The 11,974-nt window shown below is 42.5% G+C and carries 9 protein-coding genes; 7 read left to right on the top strand and 2 right to left on the bottom strand.

Going from position 1 to position 11,974, the window contains the following annotated elements; all coding sequences use genetic code 11:
- Together H6G26_RS33585 and H6G26_RS33580 are read right to left on the bottom strand one after the other, a co-directional pair.
- Positions 1–1,706, bottom strand: a 1,706-nt coding sequence (locus tag H6G26_RS33585; protein ID WP_190735319.1) for an NACHT domain-containing protein, incomplete at its 3' end; no start/stop codon positions are given.
- A 38-nt stretch (positions 1,707–1,744) separates the two neighbouring features.
- Positions 1,745–2,212 carry a hypothetical protein gene (locus H6G26_RS33580; RefSeq protein WP_190735317.1) on the bottom strand — a complete coding sequence of 156 codons (468 nt, stop codon included), beginning with the start codon at positions 2,210–2,212 and terminating at the stop codon, positions 1,745–1,747.
- Positions 2,213–2,429: 217 nt separating this feature from the next.
- On the opposite strand from H6G26_RS33580, the gene H6G26_RS33575 reads away from it, so the two are divergent.
- From H6G26_RS33575 to H6G26_RS33545, 7 genes are all read left to right on the top strand, one after another.
- Complete coding sequence (locus tag H6G26_RS33575) at positions 2,430–2,651, top strand: helix-turn-helix transcriptional regulator (RefSeq protein WP_206757575.1); 222 nt, start codon at positions 2,430–2,432, stop codon at positions 2,649–2,651.
- Positions 2,641–3,168, top strand: a complete 528-nt coding sequence (locus tag H6G26_RS33570; RefSeq protein ID WP_190735313.1) for a hypothetical protein — start codon at positions 2,641–2,643, stop codon at positions 3,166–3,168. Before H6G26_RS33575 ends, H6G26_RS33570 begins: the two co-directional genes overlap by 11 nt.
- A 130-nt stretch (positions 3,169–3,298) precedes the next feature.
- The gene (locus H6G26_RS33565; protein ID WP_190735311.1) at positions 3,299–4,300 is read left to right on the top strand and encodes a hypothetical protein; all 1,002 of its coding nucleotides are present in this window, start codon (positions 3,299–3,301) and stop codon (positions 4,298–4,300) included.
- Positions 4,301–5,122: 822 nt separating this feature from the next.
- Entirely contained in the window at positions 5,123–7,699 is a 2,577-nt protein-coding gene (locus H6G26_RS33560) for a hypothetical protein (RefSeq protein ID WP_190735309.1), read from the top strand.
- Positions 7,700–7,839: 140 nt separating this feature from the next.
- A complete protein-coding gene (locus H6G26_RS33555; RefSeq protein WP_190735307.1) occupies positions 7,840–8,412 on the top strand; it encodes a hypothetical protein in 573 nt (190 codons plus the stop codon).
- A gap of 295 nt (positions 8,413–8,707) precedes the next feature.
- Positions 8,708–10,198: a DUF11 domain-containing protein gene (locus H6G26_RS33550; protein WP_190735321.1), complete on the top strand. Its 1,491-nt coding sequence runs from the start codon at positions 8,708–8,710 to the stop codon at positions 10,196–10,198.
- Positions 10,195–11,853, top strand: a complete 1,659-nt coding sequence (locus H6G26_RS33545) for a hypothetical protein (protein ID WP_242054052.1) — start codon at positions 10,195–10,197, stop codon at positions 11,851–11,853. The genes H6G26_RS33550 and H6G26_RS33545 overlap by 4 nt, the downstream gene beginning before the upstream one ends.
- Positions 11,854–11,974: the final 121 nt, after the last annotated feature.

The raw sequence follows: 11,974 nt of genomic DNA, 5'->3' as shown, positions 1-11,974 counted from the left end.
ATCTTTAAAAATAAAAGTTCTGGATTTTTTACTATTTCAATACTTAATAGAAAAACTTCTCTCCAATGGGGCTGTATAATATATTTGCTCAAATCATCAAATTGCTCATAATCGCAAAACCACTTCGCCACTAAATATTCTTGAAATGTCAAATGCGAAAATGACCATACGTTCTGCAAACGCTCAATCAATAAACCATGTTGAGATTCAATCGCCCGTAAAACTCTTTGACTATCCCGCCGCTCAACTCCCAAGAAAGCTTTAATATACTCTTCTAACTCTTCCCCCTCGAACAGCACATACTGCTGTTTTTCAAACTTTTTTACTGCCAAAAAACTTAAAAGCTCTAACTTTCGATCCAGTGACAAATCTCGATAAATCTCATCCCGATCAATTCCTCGTTTTTCGTCCCACTGTTTCAAAAATAACTCTAAACCTTCTTTATATAACTTGGAACGCTTCGAGTAAAATTTCCCTGTTTGGTGGAATACGATACAAATTAAACTGAGTAAAATTGGCGTAATAGCTAGTTCCTGAATCGGCTTGTTTTCTTCCCGAAACAACTGTTCTAAAAGTTCCCGTGTTTTCGTTTCTCTTTGCTTTGCATCTGCACACACTGCCCCAAACCATTTTGCTACAAATGCTCTCACCTGCTCTTCATTAAAATCAGCTACTTCTACGCAGGTAAAACGTTGTGATTGCCAATCGAATAAGTCCAGCAGAGTTTGAGTGCGACAAGTAACCACTATCTGCACCAGGGGATAAAAACGAGCAAAACGCTTGATTTCCTTAATGATTTGCTTGCCAGCTTCTCCTGTAACCTCATCCAATCCATCCAACAAGATTAATGCCCTACCTTGATTTAGGACTAATTTGACATCTATATTACCCAACCCCCACAGTTGCTCTAAAAACTGATCCAAGTTATAAGCATAATCGCTTCCATCATCTATAAAATATCGCATTTGGATCAACACAGGAATTCGCTGTGCTTGTAACTTTCCAGCATTACATTCAGTTACGATTCTTTGCAGATATGTTGTCTTTCCCGAACCAGGTTTACCCACTACCACTAAGTTAGTATTTCGCTCTTCTATTAACGATAAGTCTGGTACTCGCTGCTGTTTTTTGCCTAAACCAATCCGATCCAAGCTGCGGTAATTAGAATTATTTGTTGTAAAATCTTGCCACAAATCATCGAGTTCTGATCTGCGACTACTGCTGACCTCATCTAAAATATTGACATCAACAAATAAATCAGACAAGGAAACCCTACGGTTTACTGCCCAAAGTGGTATTTCTCCATACCAAGCTTGAATGTTATTATGCAATCGCTCGCGCACTTCTTGCACTATGGCATCTATTGATTTCTTATCAGTCCCTACCGAAGATACTGAGCATACATCAAGTAGAGGACGCAAATTATTAATACATTGTTTTACATCTGGGCCTACTTGCGATCGCACATATTCTAATAATACCCAAATCGCTTGCTTTTCTGAAGCTACTTCCCCATAATCTATAAGCTTGCACAACATATCTGGGATAAAGCTTGCCACAGCACCGCTCCAGTTGATATATTGCAACACAGGTAAATCATTACCTAGAGCTAAAACTAAAAATGGACGACGGTTTCTCTCATCTTCCATCAAAGGTGAGAGTATATTTATTATTTTATTTAAAGTTTTAGCACTCAGTTTTAACATTTTAAATGTCTACTTGGTAGTTACTGTAAAGTAAATAATTACGATTGAATTATAAGGCGTAACTTATCAATACGTTTTTGTATATCTACACCTACTTGGGAGCGCACATATTCTAATAATGCCCATAGTGCTTGTTTTCCTGGTGCTACTTCTCCATAATCTGCAAGCTTACACAACATATCAGGAAGGAAACTTGCTACAGCACCACTCCAATTAATATGTTGCAACACAGGTGAATCATTACCTAAAGCTAAAACTAAAAATGGACGACGGCTTCTCTCGTCTTCCAAGAAAGGGCGTAATAAATTCACTAACTCATTGCTGATGTTGGGTTCTAGTTTGAGGTTTTGAATAGTTTTAATATTGGAATGCCCATTGTAAATATTGTAGACATTCCCGCCCATTTGCTCAACGTTTACTATATCAGCATTAATCAAACCTCCGCCAAACTGGGCATTACGTAAGTCATTGTTATTGACTTGCTTTGGGTCTTGTGGGTCTGGCATGGGTTAGTTTAGTAGTTTTGGAATTTTTTGTTATCAATGTTACTACACCTCTCTGTATAGAGTGATAGTCATCATCTCTATGATTTCACACAGTAGCTATAAGACCAATCCAGATTTGTAGTTAGTTCTATGTTACTAATTAATTTATAATAGTGTTAATTACTTTGTAATAATAGTTAATTATGAATACAAGAGTAGTAGTCGTGCAAGTATGCCTATGAGGAATCGGATTAAGGAATTCGTTGATAATAGAGGAATAAGCGTCTATCAGTTCTGGCAAGAAACTGGGATTAGCCGCACTACCGCATATAACCTGTACAACAATTCCGCTCAGTATCTTGGCAGAGATGTCATGGACGCGATTTGCAGTCAATACAAAATACAACCAGATACTTTATTGAAATGGATACCAGCCCAGGAGTTAAAAAATGGCGATTAATCCTACCACTATCGATCCTCTTGCTTTACCTTCAGTATTTCTCCACGAACGATCACAGTTACCTACTACCCCTTGCATTTATTTTCCTATCGACCTTGATGGACAAATTCAATCCATTGGGCGATCAATTAATCCAAAGGCGAGATGGGCTTTACACCACAAGTATCCTGAATTGCATGAGATAGTTGGTATTCGGCTCTCCAACTTACATATAGATGATGTATCTTTACTCTCTCAAATAGAAGCAGCTTTAATTGCCTGGTTTAATCCACCGCTCAATCAAACCATGAATTTGAACCCATTTGCAAGTGGGATGTTGGGTTTAAGGCTAAGGGTAGGAAAAAGAGCAGAAGAAATAGCTGTGGAGCTTGGCGTAGCCGTCTCTACAGTTCGGAACTGGGATCAATTGAAAACAGCTCTCCGGATGACCCCTGTGGGACTTCAAAAACTTATGCAAGTCTACAACTGTACTTTTGATGAGCTAGTACAGGCGGAACTGGAGTCTGAAAATGTTTGACCTCCAGCCTATCAATCCTCTGACCCTAACTTTAGTTCTTCCAAAGAGGCGATCGCTGCAAGTTAGCACACCGAAAATCTATCTGTAATTGATTTTGAGCCAATGCCACTGAACCAAAAAAGGTGGATGCATGAACAACCCACCCCTCAAGCGTAAAAAATCCACCTCTGCCGCTTCTGATGATTCAAAAACACCACCTGATTCTGCAAATGAAGATATTTCTGGTCAAGAAAACCCAGCTTTAGCAACAATCACCGTTACATCTGTTGAAGTTCCAGAGTTGACAGAAGAAGAACAGCGCGATCGCCTACACTTGGAAAGAAAAGTGGAAAAAGCGGTTTTTGAAGCTGGCAAGGCGTTGATGGAATTGCGTGATCGCCGTCTTTACCGTTCCACCCATAGCACTTTTGAGGAGTATTGCAAGGACAGGTTTGGATTTCAGCGCCGTCATCCTTATAGATTAATCGAAGCTTCGGCTGTGTTTGATAATCTGATGAAAATGTGTCCCAATGGGACACAAACTGAAACTGAATCAAGCGATGCAGAAATTTATTCCAGTGGGACACAAACTGAAAATGAGGAAATGTGTCCCATTGGGACACAAATTTTGCCTACGAGTGAACGCCAAGTTAGACCGATAACAAAGCTGGAACCTCAACAGCAATGGGAAGTATGGCAGACGGCAGTGGAAGAAGCTGGAGGTAAAGTACCATCTGCTAGAGTTGTAGGCGATGTAGTACAACGGATTATGGAACGTATTAAAGCGCCAAATCCTTATCGTGTTGGGGAAGTCTGCCAAATTATTGCCAAGGATAATCCTGATTTACGAGGGAAAGGCGGATGTTGGGGGATAGTCAACCATGTGGGCGAATTTAGCTGTACAGTCGCAATGTGGGATGGAGAGTACACTGCGAGAATCGACCACCTGAAGCCACTGAACTACTTGGAATCGGAATGTCAGCAGATGCGGCAGATTAGCGATCGCATCAGTAGGTTACGGGACAGTGGCAAGTTAGAAGCACCAGTAGAGGCAGTTTTGAAGTGTTTAGGAGAGTTGAAACGTCCGTATTTGACTGGATTTGAGGAAAAACTATTAGGTTTTATTGAACAAGAATATGGGATTGTAGATTAGGGCAGATTTAACACTGATTTTTGAACATACACTGGCGTTCATACAATTGCTATTTCATGACGCAGAAGTATTTCTTGGGTCATAAATCTGAAGATCATCTCAAATCACCAACTGCTAAATTATTTGGGTATAAGCAGATAAACGCACAGTATAAAATTCTCATAATTGAGATTAAATATAAGCTAAGTTACCTTCTCATCTTCTTAGCTACTTCGTTTAACCCTCCTTCTTTAACACAGGTTACACCGAGACTTTCAGTGTAAGCACCTTCGTTAAAATTGCACGGACTCTGTGTTCGTGTAGCGTCTGTTTGCGACACGCTGCGCGAACGTAGAGAGGGTTGGCAGCTTGCAAAAGAGGCTTAACGGGAAAAGTCAGAACTGTGGATACGCACGATGGCCGAGTCAATCATTGCATATTCTTTGTGTACTACATAGTTATATTCATCAACGAGACAGTATATCTTCATACAAAATTTATCCTCGCTGAATGAATTCGTTATTTATACTGAAGTATATTTTTACAGTTAAATTTATATTTCTACTTGTACGAGCAATCGGCGGCAAGAAAGAGCAATTTATCCGTATCTATAGCTATAAGCTTTAGTTATCAAGGCTGAAGGCGGATAGGATATGCGATTTATTTCTGTGTATTGCTTCAATATACTTTTTGAGATAAGTAACAAATTTAACTCATCAAGTATGCATTCCCTAAATGCTAACGTTTGGGATTGGCGTAATCGGTAATTTTTTAAGAAATTGCCGAACCTTACCCTGCGTGTAAACCCAGGATAAAAGTCCAGCAAACAAATAAACTGCTTCCATGTTAAACCTAAATAAATCTGCCAACAACCAGCGTAAGCGCTACCGATCTCTAATAGCAGCAGGATTATTATGTAATAGCCTTTTCCAATTTGTTGCACCTGTATTAGCTGAAGGCACCAAAGCGGGCGAAGTAATTAGCAACACAGCTACAGCAACCTACGAAGACGGCAATGGCCAAACACTCAACGCCACTTCTAACACGGTTACCGTTACAGTGGCAGAAGTAGCTGGTATCACAATTACAGGTAATAGTTTTGTAGATGAGAACCAGGGCACAGTAGTATCTGGTGATCAGCTTTTTTATAACTTCAGGGTGAATAACGTTGGTAACGACCCCACGAAGTTCCACATTCCTGCCAGCAACAACGTAGGTATCACTGGTCCTGGTACAGTTCTCAGACTAGAATACAGCTTAAATGGTACGGATGGCTGGACAACAATCAACGATGCCGATACACCTTCAATAGCCGCTGACGGTTCTATTTTTGTGCGTGCTGTGGTTACCGTTAATGCTGGCGCTAGTGCTACTCAAGTAATTAGAGTTACTTTAGGTAACACAGGCACTAGCACTAATACTCAGAACCAGCTGCGAATCGATAACACTGGTGACGTTTACACGGTAGATAACACTGGTACAACAAATGGTGACATTGCTGGCGACCCTGCTAACCTTGTGCGTGAGGCTAGTGCTTTTGTAGAAGCGACTGTCAATGCGTCAAGCTACGCTTTTGCTAAAGTACTCAAGACATCTAGTGGCGTCAACGATGGTGGTACCGCAAAAATCAATGATGACACACTGAGTTATAACTTGAGCCTAGAAGTACAATCAACTGATCCAACAAACAAAGGCATTAACCCAGCTGCATTAACGGGTACGCTTATAAAAGGCTTTAACGAACCTCGCATTTTAGTCTCTGATGCTATTCCTCTAGATACTCAATTGGCGGTTGTACCGACTGCACCGGCTGGTTGGCAAGCAGTTTACACTACAGATCCCATCAGTACCAATGCCAATGCTGCTACTTGGCAAGTACTCACTACATCTACTAACCTGACGACAGTAACCCGCGTCGGTTTTGTCAACAACCCGGCTGCCAGTGTCACTTCTGTTGCTCCTAATTCACCAGCAATCAATTTCTCGATTCAGGTTAAAGTTAGATCAACTTTCACTGGAACATCATTAACGGTCAGTAACATTGCCCAATTGTTTGGTCAAAGCAATGGTGTAGAAAATACAGATACCAATGAGGATGGTATTCCAGATAGGTTTATATATGACGAATCTGGTGACCAAAATCCCAGCAACTACAATGGTTCTACGCCTCCGGGGACAGATGCAAATGATGACGGCATTCCTGACGCAGATCCTACCCCAATTGACGACGGCTATATTAACAACGACGCTGACTTAACCACTACTGGCACTGACACTGGCAATAATAACACAGGAGCTGGTCCAGGTGGTGAAGCGAGTAGTACCGTAGTGACACAAATTACTGCCACAGTCCAAAATGGACCAGAAGATTTCCCAAATGCTATTGGTCCAGGTAATAACCCTAATACCGACTTCACCAATAAATCTTCAGCGATTGCTGCGAATACAAGACCAGGATCAACTGTAGATCCGGCGGTTGTCACCTTCAATAACACGCTAACAAATGCTAGTACCCAGGCAAACGACATTTCCCTACTTCCTACCCCACCAGCTAATGTCGCTGATTTGCCACCAACAACGACGGTAACTATTAAGTATCTGAATCAGGAAAAAGTCTATACTTGGAGCGGCACTGAATTCCTGCTGAGTGATGGTAGCCAAATTAATGATGCGGCTGATTACATTACTATTCCTAATGTGCCAGTAAACGGCGAGATCGACTACTCCGTAGAAGTTAATCTACCAAGTGGCACCAACCTCTCCGCTGACGATAATATCCTCAGAGGCTACCCAGTACCTATCACTGCCTTCGTTGATGATACAATCGCTGGTTTAGGCGCAGAAACTGGTAGGAATACAACGATTGATCGGGTTTACACAGGTTTCCTAAAACTGGTTAAAGAGTCTAGAGTTCTGCAAGGAACTGGTCCAGCTGTGGGAGCCGGCCAGGGTGATTTTAACTCAACACCAGCTTTTGATCCTGATGGTACTGGTGGACCCTTGCCATCTATTGATCCCAATCCAAATGTGGCTGATGTCGCAAGAACACCCGCTCAAGGAAACGTTATTGAGTACCGAATTAGGTACAGTAACATTTCTGAAGTCCAGCCCACAGACGGAAGTAATAACTCGATTTTGACAGCCAACAATGTCGTGATTACTGAAGATGGTGCTCTCTCTACTACTGTTGGGGATGGTCTGAACAACTGGGCGCTGGATAGAGATAACAATAATCAAATTGACACCAGCAATGTTCCGGGTTCAGCTACAGATTCTTCTGTTGGCGTAACCATTAATTTCTTCAAGGGAAACACGACAACAAACACGTCTGATTTAGATGTTACCAGGTATGTGGACAATGCGGGCAATGTTGCACCAGGTGGAGAACGAACATTTATCTTCCAACGCAGGGTGAACTAACGTCAGCTGTTTTTCTCATTAAGGGGAGCTAAGGGGGGTCTTCCCTATGTACATCGCATTTTGATCCCCCCACCCCTCTTCTAAGGGGGGCTAATCACCAATCAAAATTCTAAAAGTTGAAGTTTAAAGGGGTTATTTACATGAAGCGTGTTTCTATTGCAAGTATAGGAGCGATCGCCTTGATTGCAACTACACCATTTATTAGCCAAATTCCTGGAGTAGCGAATATCTGGCACTCAGGAAGTGCGATCGCCCAAAATACCCAAGCTAAAGGGCAAGTACAGTTGCGTTTGGATGCACAAAAGCAAGTTGTGCAAAAAGATGGGCAGGGTAAGGAAAAGGTAACTTGGCAACCACTACAAGGTAAAGCTGTGGTGCAACGAGGAGATGTGTTGCGTTACACAGTCAGTGGTGAAAACAGAGGCGATCGCCCAGTCAAGAATCTCACTATTAATCAACCCATTCCTCAAGGAACGGTGTATAAGTTGAAATCTGCAAATGTCAATGCTAACAAAGGAGCAAAGATTATCTACAGCATTGATGGCGGACGCAGCTTTGTAGAAAATCCCACTGTTAAAGTCACTCTCCTTAACGGCAAAGTAGAATCTCGTCCTGCTCCAGCTACAGCCTACACTCACATTCGCTTGGGTTTTGGCGAATCTATCCCCGCGAAGACTACAGTCAAGGGGACTTATGAGGTACAGGTGCCGTGAGAAAAACAAGTTAAGAGTACGGACTAGGGATTGGGGAACTTGTGGCTTCCTCTGGGGATAAGAGGTAATGGGGATTGGGGATTGAAAGAATTTATGACTATATCTCTTTCCTTGTAACTAGCCCCCAATACCTAGCCCCTTGCTATGAGTATTGCCCACTACCAGTCCAGGTATTTTAACGGTTGCCGATTTGACAGATACACCCTGTGAAATTTGTTACTGCCAGAACCCGAACCGTGAAGTCAAATAGGAGAAAAGTTCAGTGCGCCGTCAAAAGTCGCGACACCAGATTCATATGTGCAAAAGCTGGTTCCAGCGGTTAACGGCAACCGTTTTGGTCGCAAGTGTTTTGCATAGTTCCTTACCTGGGATAGCGCAACCAGCTGATAACCGGGTTGTGCCTTCAACTATTACAAACCAAGCTACTTATACTTATACAGATTCTACTAATAATACATTTCAAGGAACTACTAGTCAAATTCAAGCCAACTCTGGCCCCTTAATTGACCCATTAGGACGAATTTTAGGTTGCGGTAGCGAAGTTTTACCTGACTATACAGGTTTTTCTGTCGGTTTGTACGAACCTAACTCTAACGATCCAACGGGGACAGAACTAGGAAATTTAGTTCCCCTGACCCGGACAGAGTTGCCCGATATTCCTAACAACAAAGTTCCTAGTGGGAAAGCGCCGAATATTGAGAACGCTAACCCTTACTTCATTAGCAATAATCCTGCGGGTGTATACAATTTTCTATTCGATTCAAACAAGGGTCAAACCAATGTTGGTAGAACCTATATTCTTGTAGTTAATCCACCGCCAAATTCAATTTATAGACAGCGACGCATCAAGATTGAAATCGTTGGAAACACAGGCGGCAATATTGTCCAGTATGTTGCTACTTCTTTAGATGGTCAGCCAATCAATCGTACAGGTGACACTAGGGTAGAGGACACAGCTGTCTTAATTGAAAATGCCGAACTTCAAGGACTGGACTTATTAGCGTTTAATTTGACCACAAATCTGTGTCAACCCAACCAAGTGCAGATTGTCAAAACAGGCGATCGCGCTACTGCTGAACCTGGAGATACGGTAATTTACCGCATTTCGGTCAGAAATTTAATTGATGTGAATTTGAATAATGTAGTTGTCAGCGACAATTTACCTTTGGGATTCAACTTCTTGCCCAATTCTGTCCGGGGAGAAATTGACGGTCAGCCAGTGACTATCACCTCAGAACGCAATGGAACCACGGTGACATTCAGGACAGACGCTACTATTCAACCGGAGAGAGTGCTGAATATTGCTTACGCTACCCAACTAACCCCTGACTCTGTACGGGGTACGGGTCGTAACAGTGCGATCGTTAACTTGCAACGGGTTGACAACGGTTTTAGCGCCAAAGATGGTCCCGCAACTCATCAGTTGAAAATTCGACCAGGAATTGTCTCTGACTGCGGCACCATCATCGGTCGCGTGTTCGTAGATAAGAACTTTGACGGGGAACAACAGCCTGGTGAGCCGGGAGTTCCTAATGCCGTGATTTTTATGCAGGATGGTAACCGCATCACCACAGACCCGAAAGGTCTGTTTTCCTTAGCCAACGTGTTACCTGGAAGCCACACAGGTGTCTTAGACTTCAGCAGCCTACCTGGTTATACCCTAGCTCCCAACAAAAAATTCCGCGAACGCAATAGCCAATCTCGCCTCGTGCGTTTACAGCCTGGTGGGATGGTACGCATGAACTTCGCAGTCACCCGTACCTTCCAGGAGGAAGTAAAGAAATGAAACCCAGACTGCACCCTTCAAGTAGTTTCAAGTTTCGGCTGGGGGTTATGGCATTTTCTGTCAGCTTGGTTGCATATCCAACTATAGCAAAAGCCGAATTTTTTGAGCAATCAGAGACTCCGGTAAAAACAGTTAAACAGGATATTACACAGACAACTGAACAAGAAGAAAAGATTAGTGCTAGCTCGTCTCTTCCCAATACTTCAGCAGCCTCCCTGCTAACAAATACCTCAGCTCGGCTCAGGAATGCTTTGAATAACAAGCAAACCGCAACTAAAATTTTGCATCCAGCAGTAGATGATACCAAGGTAGATGTAGATTTACCGCAAATGACAGCAAAGCGACAAAAAGAGATTTCCTCTCAATCTTCCAAGTTTTCAATTGCCCAAACCCCCTCAATAGCGGTAAAAATCCTTACACCGACGGATAACACAATTGTAGATGGGCCAACTACAACAGTAATATTGCAATTCTCTCCCGGCACTCAAATAGAATTGCGGGTGAATGGTGCGTTAGTAGAGACCTCGTTAATTGGACGCACAGAAACAGATATTAATACCAAATTGGTAACACAGACATGGTTTGGTGTTTCTTTAAAAGAAGGAGAAAACACCATCTCTGCACAGGTATTAGGTGCGACAGAACCGCCTGTGACGATACGGGTAGTAGCGCGAGGAACACCGAAGCAACTCACGCTGGAAACGGTTGAGGCTCGCATCCCAGCTGATGCACGTTCCACGGCAACAATTCGAGGTGAACTCATCGATGAAAATCGTAATCGTGCTAACCAAGATGCTGTTGTTACCTTAATATCCACAGCTGGCGAGTTTGTTGGGAAAGACTTCAAACCCGATCAACCAGGATTCCAAGTAGAGGCAAAGGCAGGGCAATTCACAGCAAATCTGCGGTCAGATTTGAAGGCGCAAACTGTGCGAATTCAAGCGACTACTAGCAGTCTAGAAGCTTTTACCCAACTACAATTTGAAACGGCACTACGTCCTAGTTTGGTCACTGGGGTAATAGATTTGCGTTTGGGCGCTAGAGGTACAAATTATTACGGAAGTTTCCGTGATTTCTTGCGTCCCGATGAAAATAACAAAACACAATTAGATTTCCATTCAGCAATATTTGCGACTGGGGCAATTGGCGAGTGGTTGTTTACAGGTGCATACAACAGTTCTCGCAGCCTTAATGAAGACTGCAACTGTGATAATCGCCTTTTTAGAACATATCAATTTAATGAGCAAAACTATCCTGTCTACGGCGATAGCTCTAGAGTTGATGTCATTACTCCTTCAACTGACAGCGTATTCTTACGTTTAGAACGCTCGACTGGCATCTTGGGAGCTGCCCCTGATTATGCGATGTGGGGTGACTACAACACTGAAGAGTTTGCTCGTTCGTCACAGCAATTTACTGCTATCACCCGTCAACTCCACGGCTTTAAAGCTAACTACAACTTAGGAAATCTACAAATTACAGGTTTTTATGGCAACCAGCTAGAAGGGTTTCAACGGGATACCATTGCTCCTGATGGCACCAGTGGTTATTACTTCCTCTCTCGTCGAATACTGCTTCCAGGTAGTGAAAATGTCTTTATTGAATTAGAAGAACTCAATCGTCCTGGTACTGTATTAGACCTCTTGCAGAATTGATTTTGTGTTATAATGATTGGTTTTCTTAATCTGAATGGGGTGAGATAACTAAAAAGATTGATGCCTGGGGTATTTATAGCGATAGTTGTAATCGCGGAACGTCTGACAGAAAAAACATCAC

The organism is Nostoc sp. FACHB-888 (assembly GCF_014696655.1).
Lineage (GTDB): Bacteria > Cyanobacteriota > Cyanobacteriia > Cyanobacteriales > Nostocaceae > Nostoc.
The sequence above is the reverse complement of the archived record's forward strand: the minus strand, read 5'-3'. Positions and strand labels throughout refer to the sequence as shown.

Bases quoted from the DNA above. Each gene is read 5' to 3' on its own strand.
- H6G26_RS33580 (WP_190735317.1), bottom strand. From the start codon at position 2,212: ATGCCAGACCCACAAGACCCAAAGCAAGTCAATAACAATGACTTACGT.
- H6G26_RS33575 (WP_206757575.1), top strand. From the start codon at position 2,430: ATGAGGAATCGGATTAAGGAATTCGTTGATAATAGAGGAATAAGCGTC.
- H6G26_RS33570 (WP_190735313.1), top strand. From the start codon at position 2,641: ATGGCGATTAATCCTACCACTATCGATCCTCTTGCTTTACCTTCAGTA.
- H6G26_RS33565 (WP_190735311.1), top strand. From the start codon at position 3,299: ATGAACAACCCACCCCTCAAGCGTAAAAAATCCACCTCTGCCGCTTCT.
- H6G26_RS33560 (WP_190735309.1), top strand. From the start codon at position 5,123: ATGTTAAACCTAAATAAATCTGCCAACAACCAGCGTAAGCGCTACCGA.
- H6G26_RS33555 (WP_190735307.1), top strand. From the start codon at position 7,840: ATGAAGCGTGTTTCTATTGCAAGTATAGGAGCGATCGCCTTGATTGCA.
- H6G26_RS33550 (WP_190735321.1), top strand. From the start codon at position 8,708: ATGTGCAAAAGCTGGTTCCAGCGGTTAACGGCAACCGTTTTGGTCGCA.
- H6G26_RS33545 (WP_242054052.1), top strand. From the start codon at position 10,195: ATGAAACCCAGACTGCACCCTTCAAGTAGTTTCAAGTTTCGGCTGGGG.